The organism is Limnohabitans sp. WS1 (genome assembly GCF_003063265.1).
In the GTDB taxonomy this organism is placed as follows: domain Bacteria; phylum Pseudomonadota; class Gammaproteobacteria; order Burkholderiales; family Burkholderiaceae_C; genus Limnohabitans_A.
The window spans coordinates 22,410-38,591 of record NZ_NERU01000001.1; the positions used below are offsets into that span (position 1 = coordinate 22,410).

General features: G+C 59.5%; 17 protein-coding genes. 12 read left to right on the forward strand and 5 right to left on the reverse strand.

Translation table 11 applies throughout. From position 1 onward, the window contains the following. The first annotated feature begins 1 nt into the window (after position 1). From nadS to B9Z48_RS00070, 12 genes are all read left to right on the forward strand, one after another. On the forward strand, positions 2-292 hold the full coding sequence (nadS, locus tag B9Z48_RS00015) for a NadS family protein (RefSeq protein ID WP_108376754.1): 291 nt from the start codon (positions 2-4) through the stop codon (positions 290-292). A gap of 265 nt (positions 293-557) precedes the next feature. Then, positions 558-1,433 (forward strand): Rpn family recombination-promoting nuclease/putative transposase, encoded by an 876-nt coding sequence (locus B9Z48_RS00020; RefSeq protein WP_158273177.1) that lies wholly within the window; start codon positions 558-560, stop codon positions 1,431-1,433. A 50-nt stretch (positions 1,434-1,483) separates the two neighbouring features. After that, complete coding sequence (locus B9Z48_RS00025) at positions 1,484-1,981, forward strand: hypothetical protein (RefSeq protein ID WP_108376756.1); 498 nt, start codon at positions 1,484-1,486, stop codon at positions 1,979-1,981. 278 nt (positions 1,982-2,259) lie between these two features. Next, positions 2,260-3,042: a conjugal transfer protein TraN gene (locus B9Z48_RS00030; RefSeq protein ID WP_199233425.1), complete on the forward strand. Its 783-nt coding sequence runs from the start codon at positions 2,260-2,262 to the stop codon at positions 3,040-3,042. A gap of 269 nt (positions 3,043-3,311) precedes the next feature. Next, positions 3,312-3,833: a hypothetical protein gene (locus B9Z48_RS00035; RefSeq protein ID WP_108376757.1), complete on the forward strand. Its 522-nt coding sequence runs from the start codon at positions 3,312-3,314 to the stop codon at positions 3,831-3,833. A gap of 153 nt (positions 3,834-3,986) precedes the next feature. Continuing rightward, a complete protein-coding gene (locus B9Z48_RS00040; RefSeq protein ID WP_108376758.1) occupies positions 3,987-4,310 on the forward strand; it encodes a BrnT family toxin in 324 nt (107 codons plus the stop codon). Then, complete coding sequence (locus B9Z48_RS21735) at positions 4,258-4,608, forward strand: BrnA antitoxin family protein (RefSeq protein ID WP_233260964.1); 351 nt, start codon at positions 4,258-4,260, stop codon at positions 4,606-4,608. The genes B9Z48_RS00040 and B9Z48_RS21735 overlap by 53 nt, the downstream gene beginning before the upstream one ends. A 262-nt stretch (positions 4,609-4,870) precedes the next feature. Then, complete coding sequence (locus tag B9Z48_RS00050; protein ID WP_108376759.1) at positions 4,871-5,809, forward strand: Rpn family recombination-promoting nuclease/putative transposase; 939 nt, start codon at positions 4,871-4,873, stop codon at positions 5,807-5,809. Positions 5,810-6,151: 342 nt separating this feature from the next. Next, positions 6,152-6,718: a LemA family protein gene (locus tag B9Z48_RS00055; protein ID WP_089952657.1), complete on the forward strand. Its 567-nt coding sequence runs from the start codon at positions 6,152-6,154 to the stop codon at positions 6,716-6,718. Beyond that, the gene (locus B9Z48_RS00060) at positions 6,715-7,695 is read left to right on the forward strand and encodes a YgcG family protein (RefSeq protein ID WP_228769052.1); all 981 of its coding nucleotides are present in this window, start codon (positions 6,715-6,717) and stop codon (positions 7,693-7,695) included. The genes B9Z48_RS00055 and B9Z48_RS00060 overlap by 4 nt, the downstream gene beginning before the upstream one ends. 1 nt (position 7,696) lies before the next feature. Next, the gene (locus tag B9Z48_RS00065; protein ID WP_089952482.1) at positions 7,697-8,242 is read left to right on the forward strand and encodes a TPM domain-containing protein; all 546 of its coding nucleotides are present in this window, start codon (positions 7,697-7,699) and stop codon (positions 8,240-8,242) included. A 637-nt stretch (positions 8,243-8,879) separates the two neighbouring features. Further along, the gene (locus B9Z48_RS00070) at positions 8,880-9,950 is read left to right on the forward strand and encodes a DUF6352 family protein (protein ID WP_108376760.1); all 1,071 of its coding nucleotides are present in this window, start codon (positions 8,880-8,882) and stop codon (positions 9,948-9,950) included. Positions 9,951-11,250: 1,300 nt separating this feature from the next. On the opposite strand, the gene B9Z48_RS00075 is transcribed toward B9Z48_RS00070, so the two are convergent. From B9Z48_RS00075 to B9Z48_RS00095, 5 genes are all read right to left on the reverse strand, one after another. Then, positions 11,251-11,835 carry a dual specificity protein phosphatase family protein gene (locus B9Z48_RS00075; protein WP_108376761.1) on the reverse strand — a complete coding sequence of 195 codons (585 nt, stop codon included), beginning with the start codon at positions 11,833-11,835 and terminating at the stop codon, positions 11,251-11,253. A 33-nt stretch (positions 11,836-11,868) separates the two neighbouring features. Further along, positions 11,869-12,609 carry an amino acid ABC transporter ATP-binding protein gene (locus B9Z48_RS00080; protein WP_089963773.1) on the reverse strand — a complete coding sequence of 247 codons (741 nt, stop codon included), beginning with the start codon at positions 12,607-12,609 and terminating at the stop codon, positions 11,869-11,871. 1 nt (position 12,610) lies between these two features. Then, positions 12,611-13,717 carry an amino acid ABC transporter permease gene (locus B9Z48_RS00085; protein WP_108376762.1) on the reverse strand — a complete coding sequence of 369 codons (1,107 nt, stop codon included), beginning with the start codon at positions 13,715-13,717 and terminating at the stop codon, positions 12,611-12,613. Then, complete coding sequence (locus B9Z48_RS00090; RefSeq protein WP_233260965.1) at positions 13,717-14,823, reverse strand: amino acid ABC transporter permease; 1,107 nt, start codon at positions 14,821-14,823, stop codon at positions 13,717-13,719. Before B9Z48_RS00090 ends, B9Z48_RS00085 begins: the two co-directional genes overlap by 1 nt. Positions 14,824-14,997: 174 nt before the next feature. After that, positions 14,998-15,981 (reverse strand): amino acid ABC transporter substrate-binding protein, encoded by a 984-nt coding sequence (locus B9Z48_RS00095; RefSeq protein ID WP_108377141.1) that lies wholly within the window; start codon positions 15,979-15,981, stop codon positions 14,998-15,000. Positions 15,982-16,182 lie beyond the last annotated feature (201 nt).

Below are 16,182 nucleotides of genomic sequence, written 5' to 3' on the forward strand. Positions count from 1 at the left end.
AATGGAAAAAGCATTGTTCGACGATTTGGTACAAAGCTTGAAAGAGGCCAAAGCGATTTCTACTGGGAAAGCCCAAGCTTCACGACGCTTTGAGATCAACAATCCTGATGTGCGACAGCTTCGAGAGCAAGTAGGTTTGTCACAGTCTGAGTTCGCGCAGATGATGCGTGTAAGCGTGAAGACGCTTCAAAATTGGGAACAACACCGCCGCAATCCAACCGGTCCCGCAGCGGCATTATTGAAAATTGTGTCGACGTCCCCAGAGCTCGCAATGCGTTCACTTCACGCTTGATTTCGCTTTAAAAACTCAGGGCTTAAAGTAGGCATCCACCTTGTGGGCGATTGCCTTGCTGCCCATGTGGGAGCCCACCCCGTGGGCGATGGTTCCTCGGCACGACGCATACCCAGACTTTTTTGTAGGAGCGACGCCCCCGTCGCGATGAAGCCTTGCAGACCACCACCCATCGCCCCGAGTGCGGGTCTCTTGCAAAATGCAGGCAAACCCCGCGACTGCCGCCCTAAAATGTCAGAGTTGCCCTAACCCCTCACACACCATCATGCCCACCCGCTACCTCGACCCCAAAGTGGACCTCGCCTTCAAACGCGTGTTTGGTGAGCATGAGCATCTGTTGCGCAGTTTTTTAAACGCTTTGCTGCCCCTGCCCGACGACGGCCAGATTGAAAGCCTGGAGTACCTCACACCCGAACAAGTGCCCGAGCTGCCGGGTTTGTTCAAAAACTCCATTGTCGATGTCAAGTGCAAAGATGCCCGGGGGCGCACTTTCATTGTGGAGATGCAAATGCTGTGGAGCACCAGTTTTGAGCAACGCATTTTGTTTTCTGCCAGCCAGGCTTATGTGAAGCAGTTGCACGCGAGTCAGAGCTACGCCAGCTTGCAGCCGGTGTATGCCTTGGCGTTGACCAACCAGGTGTTTGACCGTAAAACACCGGAGTATTACCACCACTACCAAATCGTGCGCCAGCATGAGCCAAGGCGGGTGTTAGAAGGGCTGGAGTTTGTGTTCATTGAGCTGCCCAAGTTTGCGCCCCAAAGCCGCACCGACAAGCGCATGCAGGTCAAGTGGCTGCGGTTTATGAGTGAGGTGGGCGAGACCTCGGACAACACACCCGATGCTGACCCCAGCTGGCGCGAAGACCCGGACATTGCCCAAGCACTTGAATTGGTGGAGGCAGCGGCGTTTACCGAGCAAGAGCTGGAGGCGTACCACATCCAGATTGACAAGGCGCGCATTGAGTCAACGGTGCTGGAAGATGCACGGGCAGAGGGCAAGGCAGAGGGCAAGGCAGAGGGCAAAGCCGAGGGCAAAGCCGAGATTGTCCGGACCATGCACGCCAGTGGTATGGGTGCAGCGCAAATCAGCCAGTTCTCTGGTTTGAGCGTGCAACAAGTTGCCGAAATCTTGGCCTTGTGATGACCTCACCACGCCACTGACTTACATCACCCCAACAACGAACACAGCCCATGCCCACCGGTTTCTCTGAACAGCTTGCATCGCCGGGCTTGACAGAGACGGGCGTTGCCGCAGCAATCAACGCGATCTCTGAGGTGTCCAGCGAATTGCCCCCTGCACCCGAGGTGTGCCTGCCCGCTGCCGAGTCGAGCACCTACTCGCTCAGCAACGGCCAGAGCCTGGACCTGACAACCGTGCTCAAGGACATGAGCTTCAACGGCATCGTCAAGGGCCTGGAGCAAGTGGACATGGCCACCGACACCAGTGCCAACAAGGTGTCGCTGAGCCTGGCCGATGTGCTGAGCATGCCGCCCACCAACGGTGTGTACCAGCTGGTGTTGTCTGGCGCTGCCAACGACAAGGTCATGCTGACCGAAGGCGAGTGGACCGACACCGGCAACGTGGTCAACCAAAACGGCCAAAACTACGCCGTCTACACCGGCACCACCGACCCGTCAGCGCAACTGCTGACTGACCAGCACATGCTGCAGTCTCACCAGACCAGCTAAACCAAAAAGGGCCGCCACAAGCGGCCCTTTTTTTGCGGTGTGGGAGCCCTTGTGGGAGCCCACCCCGTGGGCGATTGCCTTCATTGTCTTTGTAGGAGCCCTTGTGGGAGCCCACCCCTGTGGGCGATTGGTTTTGTTGTGGGAGCCCACCCCGTGGGCGATTGCCTTGCCTTGATGGGATGCGCGGAATCGCCCACAGGGGTGGGCTCCTACAAACAACCTCACTTGATCACCCGCATAAGGGCGTGGGGGTTTTTCGCGATAATGAAACACACTCCGTGGAGACCATCATCGTTTCATTACAAGATACGAACCAACCAGATGTGAGGCTTTTCGCTATTCCTGCGAATGCGCCTGTGGTCTGGTTGTTTGATGTGGACCAAGCGTTAAAGACGCATCCTGCCTATGTCAATGCCAAAGCTGGTGATTGGCGGAGCGCGTTGACATTGGTTTCTGATCTCGCTTTGGCAGGTGTTTATGCAAACCGTCATAAGTTTGCCCGTGATTGCATTTTTGTGGCGCCCTTTGCGCGAGAAGCCAGTGGCGATAACGCGATTCCTCAAGTGTTGGCTGAAGTTTGTGCCGTGGTTTTCGGAGCGACGGCTGACCAAACGATTATTCAGGTGACGAAGGTTTACCATACGGGTGCAGACGCGATGGAGCGCTTGGCCCTGCGCCCAGAGTTTGATGGTGTAGTGCAACCCGGCAAGCGCTATGTTTTGGTGGATGATGTGACCAGTTTGGGAGGAACCTTGGCTGAGCTCGGTCATTACATCCAATTAAAAGGTGGCATTGTTGCGGGTATTTTTGTTTTGGTAAATGCGGGAAGATTGAAATCTTTTTCACCAGATAGACAAACACTCAAACTATTGGAACAGAGGTATGCAAATGAACTCATTGAAATCTTTGGCATCAAAGCCAGTGCTCTCACCGCCAACGAAGCCCGCTATCTTGTCGGATTCCGTTCGGCTGACGAAATCCGAAATCGACTCGTTAAGGCAAAACAAGAAATTGATATCCGATTACGTTCAAAAGGAATTCCAGGCGTCTTTGGGTGCTAAGTTGGCGTTGCTGCAACAAACTGCTTAAGCTAGAAACACCTTCCGTAAGTTTTTCCCGTACCCTTTGGCTGATTGGTTTCTTTGTGGGAGCCCACCTCATGGGCGATGGTTCCTCTGCAGTGCGCATACCCAGACATTTTTTGTAGGAGCGACGCCCCCGTCGCGATAACCCTCGCAGACTAACAACCATCGCCCCGAGGGCAGGGTTAACAAACTACAGGCAAGCCCTAGCTCGCTCCCTGCACCTGTCGTGCGCTGGCCTTGCACAGGTGATCGACGCGGTGACCGAGGTGGCCTCTGAGCTGACCGCCGAAGAGCTTGCATCGCTGGGCGTGTCCGAGACGGGCGTTACCGCAGTGATCAACGCGATCTCTGAAGTGTCCAGCGAATTGCACCCTGCACCCGAGGTGTGCCCCACCGCAGCCGAGTCGAGCACTTACTCGCTGAGCAACGGCCAGAGCCTGGACCTGACCACGGTGCTCAAGGACATGAGCTACAACGGCATCGTCAAGGGCCTGGAGCAAGTGGACATGGACACCGACACCAGTGCCAACGTGGTGTCCCTGACCCTGGCCGACGTGCTGAGCATGCCGCCCACCAACGGTGTGTACCAGCTGGTGTTGTCTGGCGCGGCCAACGACAAGGTCATGCTGACCGAAGGCGAGTGGACCGACACCGGCAACGTGGTCAACCAAAACGGCCACACCTACGCCGTCTACACCGGCACCACCGACCCCTCAGCCCAACTGCTGATCGACCAACACATGCTGCAGTCTCACCAGACCAGCTAAACAAAAAAGGGCCGCCACAAGCGGCCCTTTTTTTGTCAGTCGCTCCGCGATGTTTTGTATATGCCTTTGCAGGTGTCTTTGTAGGAGCCCACCCCTGTGGGCGATTGCCTGTCGAATTAACACTTAAAAATTTGGAAATGGAAGGGAGTTTATATGCATAATAATATGCATTTAAATGCAGATCTGATTTTCACTTGCAATGCCATCAAAAGTGCCACCAATGAACGCGATCGGGGGTTGCCTTTACTGGCTGCAAAGGGGATGTTCGATGAACACATGGTTGTCATTGAAGATGTGCGCAAGGCGTATTCCGAACAACGTTTTATCGGTATGAATTTTTTGAGTGGGCGATTGATGGTCGTGGTTTTTTGCATGCCAGACCCTCAAACGGTTCACGTCATTTCTTTCAGAAAGGCGAATCATCGTGAGCAAAAAAAATTTGACACTCAAACCTTCGCAAGAGCTTCCCATCATTGACTGGGACAAAGTCGATGCCGCAGCGTTGCGCGAAAAACCAGACGACGAGAGTCCAGAGTTGACCTTGTCTCAAATCAAAAAAATGAAGCCACTGCCACATGTGGTCCCCTCACTCGTTTCAGGAAAAACACGCATCACCATCATGGTGGATGACGCCGTATTGCAGGCGTTTAAAGCCAAGGCGGGCGGCCGCGGCTATCAAACCTTGATCAACGAAACGTTGCGCAAAAGCCTGGAGGCCGATTCATTGACCCACCTGATTCGGCAAGTCGTCCGCGAAGAACTTCGCGCCGTGTAAGCCACTCCACCGCAGGCGATGGCTTTACCTTCGTAGGGACCCACCCCGTGGGCGATGGCTTTGCCTTCGTAGGGACCCACCCCGTGGGCGATGGTTTCTAGGCAGGGCGCATGCCCAGACTTTTTTGTAGGAGCGACGCCCCCGTCGCGAAAAGCCCCGCAAACCACCCCCATCGCCCCGAGTGCGGGGCTCCTACAAAATGGAGGCAAGCCCCGCGACTGCCGCCCTAAAATGTCAGAGTTGCCCTAACCCCTCACCGCCCATGCCCACCCGCTACCTAGACCCCAAAGTGGACCTCGCTTTCAAACGCGTGTTTGGTGAGCATGAGCACCTGTTGCGCAGTTTTTTGAACGCCTTGCTGCCCCTGCCCGACGATGGCCAGATTGAAAGCTTGGAGTACTTGACGCCCGAGCAAGTACCCGAGTTGCCGGGTTTGTTCAAAAACTCCATTGTCGATGTCAAGTGCAAAGATGCGCGGGGTCGCACCTTCATTGTCGAGATGCAAATGTTGTGGAGCACCAGCTTTGAGCAACGCATTTTGTTTTCTGCCAGCCAGGCTTATGTGAAGCAACTGCACGCGGGCCACAATTACGCCAGCTTGCAGCCGGTGTACGCCTTGGCGTTGACCAACCAGGTGTTTGATCGGGCCACACCCGAGTATTACCACCACTACCAGATTGTTCGCCAGCACGAGCCACGTCGGGTGTTGGAGGGTTTGGAGTTTGTGTTCATCGAGTTACCCAAGTTCGCCCCCCAAAGCCGCACCGACAAGCGCATGCAGGTCAAGTGGTTGCGTTTCATGAGCGAAGTGGGTGATATGCCGCGCAAAGCAGAGACTGACCCGGACGCCAGCTGGCGCGAAGACCCCGACATTGCCCAGGCCCTGGAGTTGGTTGAGGCAGCCGCGTTTACCGAGCAAGAGCTGGAGGCGTACCACATCCAGATTGACAAGGCGCGCATTGAATCAACGGTGCTGGAGGATGCACGGGCAGAAGCCAAGGCAGAGGGCAAGGCAGAGGGCAAGGCAGAGGGCGAAGCTTTGGGTATTGCAAAGGGCAAAGCAGAGGGCAAGGCCGAAGGCGAAGCCGCAGCCAAGGTCCAAATGGTTCGTGCCATGCACGCCAGCGGCCTAGACTTGGTGCAAATCGCACAAATCACAGGCTTGAGCCGCCAACAAATTGACGATTTGCTGGTGCCATGATGGATGCACCGAGGTTGTAGGAGCGACGCCCCCGTCGCGAAAACCCTCGCAAACCACCAACAATCGCCCCGAGGGCGGGGCTCCCACAAAATGCAGGCAGCCTCCTGTAGGAGCGACGCCCCCGTCGCGAAAAGCCTCGCAAACCACCAAGAATCGCCCCGAGGGCAGGGCTCCCACAAAATGCAGTCAGGAAAAGCCTCACAAAACAACCCTTATCTCCAGAGAGCAGGGTTTCGGTAATGGGGCGTTCATGCGTTAAGCTTTTCGTTTTAGTCAAGCTTGGAGAGATGTCTTATGCAACCATTTTCAACCCGTGCCAACCGCGTCAGGGCTTGGCTGGCCATGTTTGTGGTGACGTCAGCCTTGACCGGTTGTGGTTACAACGATTTTCAGCGTCTGGATGAGCAGACCACTTCGGCATGGTCCGAAGTGCTCAACCAATACCAGCGCCGCGCCGATTTGGTGCCCAACATCGTGGCCACGGTCAAAGGCGAGGCCAATTTTGAGCAGGAAACGCTGACCAAGGTGATTGAGGCACGCGCCAAGGCCACCAGTTTTCAGATCACTCCCGAGGTGCTGACCAATCCGCAGGCGATGCAGCAGTTTCAGGCCATGCAGGGCCAACTGTCCAGCGCCCTGTCGCGTTTGATGGTGGTGTCCGAGCAATACCCCAACCTCAAGGCCAACCAGGGTTTTGCGGATTTGCGTGTGCAGCTCGAAGGCACTGAAAACCGCATCACGGTGGCGCGCAACCGCTACATTGCCGCCGTCAAGGATTACAACGTCTTGGCCCGCAGCTTTCCGACCAACTTGACGGCCAAAGTGTTCGGCTACGCGCCCAAGGCCAATTTCGCGGTGGCCAATGAAGCGGCCATCAGTGCGCCGCCCAAAGTGGATTTCGGCAAGTGAGCTTGCCCCCTGTGATGTTCCCCATGCCCATGGGTGGTCGTGCTCGTTGGGGCTTGAGCAAGGGTCTGACAAGGCTGTGGCTGTGTGCCGTGGTTTGGGCCGCCATGTGCTTGTCGCCCGCGTGGGCGCAGGCGCTGGTGCCTGTGCCAGCCCTCACCGCTCGCGTGATGGACCAGACCGGCACGTTGGCCGTTGCCGATGTGGCCGCCCTTGAGCAGCAACTCCAAACCTTTGAGCAGCAACGCGGCACCCAGATCGTCGTGCTGCTGCTGCCCAGCACTGCGCCTGAAGACATCAGCGACTTCACCCAGCGCTTGGGCGATGCCTGGAAAATCGGTCGCCGCCAGGTGGGCGACGGTGTGTTGCTGGTGGTGGCGCTCAATGACCGCCGCTTGCGCATTGCCCCGGCCAAGGCACTCGAAGGCGCGGTGCCCGACTTGGCGGCCCAACGCATCATTGACCAGGTGATCACGCCCGCTTTTCGTCGAGGGGATGTGGCGGCAGGCTTGCGTGAAGGATTGACGCACCTGCAGGCCCGCATTGAGGGCGAGGCCTTGCCCTTGCCTGGCACGGGTGCTCAACGAGCCCAACGCAGCGAAGGCGACGAGGTGGATTGGCTGAACTTGGCGGTTTTGTTGCTGGTGGCCTTGCCTGCCGTGGCGGGCGTGTTGCGCCGGGTGTTGGGCCAGCGAGTGGGCGCATTGGCCACTGGTGGCGTGGTGGGCGTTTTGGTTTGGAGCGTGACGGGTCTGCTTTGGCTGGGAGGCATCGCCGCCTTGTTGGGCTTGATGTTGGCGCTGTTCATGCAGGCACTGCCCAGCGCGGCTGTGCGCCGCAGCCAGGGGCGTGGTGGTGACTTATCCGGCTGGGGTGGCGGGCGTGGCCACTCAGGCACTTGGGGTGGTTCGGGCGGCGGTGGGTTTTCGTCGGGCGGTGGTGGTGATTTTGGGGGCGGTGGTGCCTCCGGGAGATGGTGACATGCACGAATCGCTGATGACCCATGGGGCGCGTTGGTGGCGACACCGCTGGATGCCCGAGCGTGCCGCCGAGCGGGCGGTACCACCGGCCATGGCCGAGCAACTGCAGGCCCGGGTGAGTGCGAGCGAAGCGAGGCACAGTGGTGAAATTGTGGTGTGCGTCGAAGCTGCCTTGCCCAACAAGGACCTGTGGCGGGCGGGGCGCGAAGCCCCCTTGCCTGTGGTGATTCGTGAGCGGGCACTTTTTTGGTTTGGTCAATTGCGCGTTTGGGACACCGAACACAACAACGGCGTGTTGATCTATCTGCTTTTGGCTGAGCGCTGCGTCGAAATCGTGGTGGACCGTGGCATCAGCCGTCATGTGGCGGATGAACACTGGCAATCGGTGGTCCAAGCTTTGGGCCAGCACTTGCAAAGCGGCGACTTTGAAAGTGGCCTGACACAGGCGCTGCAAGAAGTCTCGGCGCTGCTGGTCGAACACTTTCCCCTGCAGCCCGATGACGTGAACCCCAACGAGCTGAGCAACCGAGTGGTTTGGGTCGATTGAACCGTCCCATTTGCAGGTCAGATGTCCATTGGCAGGAGCACCGCCCCCGGGGCGATGGGGTGGTGGTCAGCGAGGCTTATCGCGACGAGGGCGTCGCTCACACAATCCCTGTAGGAGCCCCGCCCCCGGGGCGATGGGGTGGTGGTCAGCGAGGCTTATCGCGACGAGGGCGTCGCTCACACAATCCCTGTAGGAGCCCCGCCCTCGGGGCGATGGGGTGGTGGTCTGCGAGGCTTCATCGCGACGAGGGCGTCGCTCCCAAAATCCCTGTAGGAGCCCCGCCCCCGGGGCGATGGGGTGGTGGTCTGCAAGGCTTGATCGCGACGAGGGCATCGCTCCCACAATCCCTGTAGGAGCCCCGCCCCCGGGGCGATGGGGTGGTGGTCTGCAAGGCTTATCGCGACGAGGGCGTCGCTCCCAAAATCCCTGTAGGAGCCCCGCCCCCGGGGCGATGGGGTGGTGGTCTGCAAGGCTTATCGCGACGAGGGCGTCGCTCCCACAATCCCTGTAGGAGCCCCGCCCTCGGGGCGATGGGCGTTGGATTGTGAGGGCGTCATCCAAAAGCCAACGACCTGTCAAGCACAATCGCCATCACCATCGCCACAGGGGAGCGCGAAGGTCAAACAAAAGGTAAGCCATGCACAACTTCTGGACCGCTTGCGGTCACCAACACCTGAGGCGCGACACGCGCGGCTGGATGAGCGCGACGCCCGACTATTGGCGTTTGTGGTTGCAGCGTCCCGAGCTGGCGCTGGTGCCCGAATCGTGTCAAGCTGAAAAGCGTTTGCACAAGGCCTTGTTGGACAACCCCTTGGTGCAGGTCGCGCCCGCGCAATTGAGTGCATTCAAGGACGACGATGCGCGGGAAAACTACCAACTGTTCTTGCGTTTTCGGGACGACGTGCAAGCTGCGGGTTCGCTGGAATCGGCTTACATGGCTTGGCAGCACAGCGGCCATATTCAGCTGCCCCCGCTCTTCATCGATCTGGTGGTGCAAGCCATCGTGTGCAATGTGCTGGACGATGTGGAGGACGCTTGGGTCTGGCGTGCGGCCGAGCTGCTGTTCCGCCGCCAGCGCATCACCGTCGAAGGTGGCCGCGTGTTGTCGGGCGACAGCGAGACTTTGGACAGTCTCAAAGCCACAGGCGGTTTGGGCGAGATGGGGCGTTTGTTGATGGAGGGCGGTGCCACGCTCAAGGCGGTCGATGTGAAGGTGCTGCACACGGACAATGCCGAGCGCTATTTTGCGCAGCGCGAGGGCTTGGGCCGCTACGCCTTTTTGCTCGACATGACGCATGAACTGCAAAACCAATTGCCTCACGGTTTGATTCTGAGCATGGTCAACGCCCGCTCAGGCCTCAAGGCCTTGTCGGTGGTGCTGGCGCGTTGGGTGCAACACTTCCTGGGCGCGGCGGTCAGCATTGAGCCCTTGCAAAAGGTGGACGATTCGGCCTGGCGCTGGCATGTGGGACTGGACGTGACCTCGACCGCTTTGCTCAATGACCTGTACCAAGGCACCGAGCTGTCAACCCAGCGCCAACAGCAACTCATCAGCCTGTTCAAACTGCGCTTTGACAACCCGCAAGACATGCGTGCCGATGTGCAGGGCAAGCCCGTTTATTTGGGCCTGGCCATGAACGAGCAGGGTCTGCTCAAACTCAAACCGCAAAACCTCCTGCTCAATTTGCCACTGGCTCGTGAGGTCTAACAAGCCGCTACTGCGATGTTTGAAGTGTTGGCACAGCAATCCCTGTAGGAGCCCCGCCCTCGGGGCGATTGTGGGTAGTTTGCGAGACTTTTCGCGACGGGGGCGTCGCTCCTGCAAGGGAGATGCCCCGCATTTTGTAGGAGCCCCGCCCTCGGGGCGATGCTTGGTGGTCTGCAAGGCTTATCGCGACGGGGGCGTCGCTCCTAGTGCGCCCGTGAAGGCGCGTACACAGCATGGTGAGAGTCCATGTCGGGGTAAGCCAAGGCCCCGTAGTCGAAGGTAACTGCGTCGCTGCGAAGCGGGGTGGGGAGCAACCGGAGGCGAACTGGCGGTGCGCAGTAAAGCGAACTCGATTCGGCAGGGAGTGGCGGCGAGCTGGCTAGGAGAAGGCGAAGCCTGAAACACATCGCATGCGTTGTTTTGGTGGATAAAACGACATGCGGGCCACCCATGTGGTTGGAGGCGCAACGCTAGGAAGTGTGCGTGAGATAAGCGGGGAGAGCTGTGGCCCGAGGTGACGGGCCGCAGCAGTCAGAGCCATCGTAGTAGCGATGGGCTGCCAGAGCAGATATGGCCAAACTGCACCGGAAACGGTGTGGGCAAACGAGAGTTTGCAATGACCGGGGTGCGCCCCTTGAGCCTAAACCGAGCAGACGGCAGCCTGAGAAATGCGGAGTAGGAAAGCCGCACGAGCCAAGGGTGGCAGGAAAGTGGATACGAAAAGGACAGAGATGAACGAGAGCGAAAGCGAAACGGCGGCAGTGCCTCTTAGGGCTAAAACAAGCCGAGTCAGACTCTGCCCAATGGGCGTGGGTGGACCGAGAAGTCTGGACGGATCGTATGTTGGCGGCGCTGGGCAACGGCGTCAAAGGACACAATTGGTCAATACTGGCCAAACGCGTACTTCGCAGAGTTGGGGCTGTTCACCATGACGCAGGCCCGATTGAAAGCGAGCCAATCCCGATGTGGAAACCACTGACTGGAGAGCCGTGTGCGGGAAAACCGCACGCACGGTTCGGAGGGAGGGGAGGCTTCGGCCTTCTCTACCCCTATCAGGGGGAATGTGGGAGCCCAGTTTCAGGGGCCATGGTTGACTGCCTGTTTGTAGGAGCCCCGCCCCCGGGGCGATGGGTGGTGGTCTGCGAGGCTTGATCGCGACGGGGGCGTCGCTCCTACAGGGGGACTGTGGGAGCCCAGTTAAAGGGTCATGGTTGCCTGCCTGTTTGTAGGAGCCCCGCCATCAGTTCAATGTACCTGCTCATGGCCCTGCATCAGGCACCCATCCCTTTTAAGGTGAGGTTCAAATGCCTGGCGCAGGCCAGCGCAGCACGAACTGGCGCTGGGCTTCGGTTTCGGGGCTGTGGGGTTCTTGCGCGTGTTTGTCGACCGCACGCCATTTTTGGGCCAACAGGTCCAGCGCCTGTTCGGGTGGCAGGCCTTGTGCGACCAGCCAGGTGGCGGCCACGGTGCCGGTGCGGCCGATGCCGGCGCGGCAGTGCAGGTAGACCTTGCCGCCTTGCTCCAGCGCCGTTTGAACATCGTTCAGGATGGCCTGCATGCCTTCCACGCTGGGCACACCAAAATCGGTGATCGGGTGGGAGAGGCGTTGGGCGGGCTGTGGTGTTGCGGCCTCAGGCCCCGACAGGGGTAAGGGCAGCGGCTGGTAGGGCGGCACTGGGTCGTGTGGCGAGGTCAGGTCCACAAAGTGGGTGATGCCCGCCTCGGCCAAGGCCGCCAACCGCTCAGCCATGGCCTCTGCGCCCAAAAGCCCCGGATGCTCACCCGCCAACACGCGACCCGTCCACAGCCAGTAGCTGTTGCCAAAGGGTCGTGCCGCGCCATCGCCCCGGCTTTCTTGGGAGGTGTCAAAGTCGGGTGAGGGCATGGACGGGGCAATGCGTTGAAACAAAGCGCAGGCTCAATGCGCCAGGATCTTGGACAAAAAGTCTTGCGTGCGTTCGTTTTGCGGGTTGTCAAAAAACGCAGCGGCGGTGTTTTGCTCGACGATCTGGCCTTGGTCCATGAAGATCACGCGGTCGGCCACTTGGCGGGCAAAGCCCATTTCGTGGGTCACGCAGATCATGGTGATGCCCTGGTCGGCCATCTCCACCATCACGTTCAGCACTTCGCCCACCATTTCGGGGTCGAGCGCCGAGGTGGGCTCGTCAAACAGCATGATGTTGGGCGTGAGGCACAGGGCACGGGCAATGGCCACGCGTTGCTGCTGGCCACCCGACAGTTGCAGCGGGTACTTGTGCGCTTGCTCGGCAATGCGCACACGTTTGAGCTGCTGCATGGCGCGTTCTTCGGCCTCGGCCTTGGGCACTTTGCCCACCCACATGGGGGCCAGCGTCAGGTTTTCCAGCACCGTCAGATGCGGGAACAGGTTGAACTGCTGGAACACCATGCCGACTTGGCGACGCGCCGATTCGATGGACTTGACGTCGTCGGTCAGCTCCACGCCATTCACCGTGAGGTGACCGGCCTGGTGCTCTTCGAGGCGGTTGATGCAGCGGATCAGGGTGGATTTGCCCGAGCCCGAGGGCCCGCACACCACGATGCGTTCGCCACGCGCCACCGACAGGTCGATGTCTCGCAGCACATGAAAGTCGCCATACCATTTGTTGACTTTGGAAAATTCGATGATGGGAGTGCTCACGTTACTGTCTCCGGGTTCCGGTGTTGAGGTGGCCTTCGAGCCAATGGCTGTAGCGCGACATGGCAAAACAGGCGATGAAATAAATGGCCGCCACAAACAGCTGGCCTTCGATGAAGAACTTGCGCCAGTCGGCGTCGCCCAAGGCCAGCTGCACCGCACCCGTCAGGTCGTACAGGCTCACGATGGTCACCAGCGAGGTGTCTTTGAAGGCCCCAATGAAGGTGTTGACGATCGAGGGCACCACCAGGCGCAGGGCCTGAGGCAGCACGATCTTGCGCTGGATTTGCCAGTAGCCCATGCCCAGGGAGTGGGCCGCTTCGACCTGGCCTTTGGGCAGCGCTTGCAAGCCGCCGCGAATCACCTCGGCCAGATAGGCTGCGGTGAACAAGGTCATGCCAATCAGCACCCGCACCAGCACGTCGATCTTGCCGCCATTGGGCATGAACAGCGGCAAGATGAAGGAGGCCATGAACAGCACCGAAATCAGCGGCACGCCGCGCACGAATTCGATGAAGATCACGCACAGGGTGCGGATCGCGGGCAGCTGGGACTGCCGGCCCAAGGCCAGCAAAATCGCCAACGGAAACGCCACCACCAAGCTCACGCTGGACAAGAGCAGCGTGAGCGGCAGGCCGCCCCAGCGTTCGGTGTCAATCGGGGTCAGGCCGGCAAACCCGCCGCTCATGAGCCCGTAAAACACCGCATAAACAGCCACCCAGGCCACCACCAGCGCGGGACGCCAGAAGCTGCGCAGGCAACTCAGCACCAACAGCAGCACCAGCAAGCTGGACGCGATCAGTGGACGCCACTGCTCGTCGTAGGGGTAGCGGCCAAACAGGATGAGGCGACCTTTTTCGGTGACGACGCCCCAGCAGGCCCCCACACCTTCGGCGGCGCGGCAGGCTGCGTTGTCGGCCTGAACCACGGCGTTGAACACGGTCCAATTCAGCAGGGGCGGCAAGGCCCAGGCCAGCAGGGCCAGCACCAGAACGGTCAACAGGCTGTTGGCCCAGCCATCAAAAAATCGGCTGCGCAGCCAAGGCAGCAAACCGACTTGGTTGCTGGGCGGCTGGCGGGCGGCAATCGGGGTAAAGACAGCGTGGTTCATCAGCGGTCCTTGATCTGCACACGGCGGTTGTAAATGTTCATGAGCGCCGAGGTCAGCAAACTCAAGCTCAGGTAGCACAGCATCACCACGGCGATGCACTCGATGGCACGGCCCGTCTGGTTGAGCGCGGTGGAGCCAATCGAGACCAAGTCGGGGTAGCCCACGGCCACGGCCAGCGAAGAGTTTTTGGTCAGGTTCAGGTACTGGCTGGTCAAGGGCGGCACGATCACGCGCAGCGCTTGCGGCAGTTGCACCAGGCGCAATTCGGCCGAACGGGGCAGGCCCAGTGCCACGGCTGCTTCGTGCTGGCCATAGGCCACCGACTGCACACCCGAGCGCACCACTTCAGCAATGTAGCCCGAGGTGTACACGGTCAGGCCAATCAGCAAGGTCAGGTACTCGGGCGTCACCGAGCCGCCACCGATCACGTTGATTTCGGTGGCTTCGGGGATGTTGAGTGCACTGGGTGCGCCGCCCACCAGCCAGCCTACAGCGGTCACAGCCAGCAAAATGCCTAGGCCGATCAGGTGTGTGCGGGCTGGGTGGTACTGGCCCGTGATTTCAAATTGGCGAATGGCCCGACGAGCCCAAAAGCGCCAAGCGACAGCACCGGCGATCAGGCCGATCACGGTTCCCCAGTGGCCGGTGGACCATTCGGGCAAGGGGTATTGCAAGCCGTTTTTGCTCAGGAACACGCTGGCCAGGGGCTTGAAGGGCTCTTCAATCGTGGGCAGCAGTTCGGTCATGGCGAAGTACCACATGAACAATTGCAGCAGCAAGGGCACGTTGCGGGTGACTTCGACGTGCACCGTGCACAGGCCCCGCACCAGCATGTTGTTGGACAGGCGGCCGATGCCGATCAGGGTGCCCAGCACGGTGGCCAGCGCAATGCCCACCAGCGCCACGCGCAAGGTGTTGGACAGGCCGACCAAATAGGCCACCCAGTAGCCTTGGGCTGAGTCGAACTCAAACAGGCTCTCGCCAATGGCAAAGCCTGCGGGTTGCAAAAAGAAATCGAAGCCGCTTTGAATGCCGCGCGTGCGCATGTTGGCAAAGGTGTTGGACAGCAGATAACTGACGGCCAGAACGAGCAGCAAAATGGTCAAAACTTGGTAGACCAGACCTCTGAAGGACTGGCTGCGCCAAGACCAGGCGCGTGATCGGGGGGGAGGGGGGGGAGCAGGTGGGATCATCATCGTGCATCGGCCCGCACGAGGCGGGCCGATGTCCTTTCAGGGGTTGCCGTGTTTGTCTGAATCAGAAAAACACAAGGGGGTCGATCAGCGCACGGGTGGTGCGTACATCAGGCCGCCTTTGTTCCACTGGTTGTTCAAACCGCGTGGCAGCTTCAGGGTGGACTTGGGGCCCACGTTGCGCTCGAACATTTCGCCGTAGTTGCCCACGGCCTTGATGGCGCGGTAAGCCCACTCTTTGTCGAGGCCCAGCAATTTGCCGGTGTCTTCCGAGGTGCCCAAGATGCGCTGCACAACGGGGTCGGTGCTGCTCTTCATTTGGTCCACGTTGGCTTGGGTGATGCCGTACTCTTCGGCTTCGATCAGGGCGTAAACCACCCATTTGACGATGGCAAAGAACTCGTCGTCACCCCGGCGCACGCTCGGGCCAAGAGGTTCTTTGGAGATCAGGTCGGGCAAGATGACGTGGTCATCGGGGTTGGTGGCTTCCTTGTTGCGCACCGAGGCCAGGCCCGAGGCGTCGGTGGTGTAAGCCTGGCAGCGGCCTGCAAAGTAAGCCTTGTTGGTGGCTTCCTGGGTGTCAAACACCACAGGCTTGATGTTGAGCTTGTTGACCTTGGAGAAGTCGTTCAGGTTCTTCTCGGTGGTGGTGCCCGATTGCACGCACACGGTGGCACCCTTGAGGCTCTTGGCGCTGGTGATCTTGGACTTTTTGGTCACCATGAAGCCTTGGCCGTCATAGTAGGTGGTGCCGGTGAAGTGCAGGCCCAGCGAGGCATCGCGGTTCAGGGTCCAGGTGGTGTTGCGCGACAGGATGTCGATTTCACCGGCTTGCAACACGGCAAAGCGTTGGGTGGCGTTCAGGGGCGTCCACTTGACTTTGCTGGCGTCGTTCAACACGGTGGCGGCCACGGCCTTGCACACGTCCACGTCCAGACCGGTCCAGTTGCCTTGGCTGTCTGCCGCTGCAAAACCAGGCAGGCTGGGGTTCACGCCGCAGTTCAGCATGCCGCGCGATTTGATGGCGTCCAAAGTTTTGCCAGCAAAGGCCGGGGTGGCGACCGAGCCCATCAGGGCCAGCAAAGAAGCGGCCAACAAAGGGCGCTGGATCAGAGAGCGAACAATTTTCATCGGTGAACCTCAACAATTAAAAAAGCCATTTTGCATCAAAAAAAATGACAACTGCTTCGGGTTATCACCGAGCAAGGGGTGGCCCTGAGAGGGGGTACAGGCCTTGCACCACAGGAGCGCAGAGGCTGCATCATGAGGGTG

What these genes read in the sequence shown, in the direction of transcription:
- nadS (WP_108376754.1), top strand. Translation starts at nt 2, where the DNA reads ATGGAAAAAGCATTGTTCGACGATTTGGTACAAAGCTTGAAAGAGGCC.
- B9Z48_RS00020 (WP_158273177.1), top strand. Translation starts at nt 558, where the DNA reads ATGCCCACCCGCTACCTCGACCCCAAAGTGGACCTCGCCTTCAAACGC.
- B9Z48_RS00025 (WP_108376756.1), top strand. Translation starts at nt 1,484, where the DNA reads ATGCCCACCGGTTTCTCTGAACAGCTTGCATCGCCGGGCTTGACAGAG.
- B9Z48_RS00040 (WP_108376758.1), top strand. Translation starts at nt 3,987, where the DNA reads ATGCATAATAATATGCATTTAAATGCAGATCTGATTTTCACTTGCAAT.
- B9Z48_RS00050 (WP_108376759.1), top strand. Translation starts at nt 4,871, where the DNA reads ATGCCCACCCGCTACCTAGACCCCAAAGTGGACCTCGCTTTCAAACGC.
- B9Z48_RS00055 (WP_089952657.1), top strand. Translation starts at nt 6,152, where the DNA reads ATGTTTGTGGTGACGTCAGCCTTGACCGGTTGTGGTTACAACGATTTT.
- B9Z48_RS00065 (WP_089952482.1), top strand. Translation starts at nt 7,697, where the DNA reads ATGCACGAATCGCTGATGACCCATGGGGCGCGTTGGTGGCGACACCGC.
- B9Z48_RS00070 (WP_108376760.1), top strand. Translation starts at nt 8,880, where the DNA reads ATGCACAACTTCTGGACCGCTTGCGGTCACCAACACCTGAGGCGCGAC.
- B9Z48_RS00075 (WP_108376761.1), bottom strand. Translation starts at nt 11,835, where the DNA reads ATGCCCTCACCCGACTTTGACACCTCCCAAGAAAGCCGGGGCGATGGC.
- B9Z48_RS00085 (WP_108376762.1), bottom strand. Translation starts at nt 13,717, where the DNA reads ATGAACCACGCTGTCTTTACCCCGATTGCCGCCCGCCAGCCGCCCAGC.
- B9Z48_RS00095 (WP_108377141.1), bottom strand. Translation starts at nt 15,981, where the DNA reads ATGGGCTCGGTCGCCACCCCGGCCTTTGCTGGCAAAACTTTGGACGCC.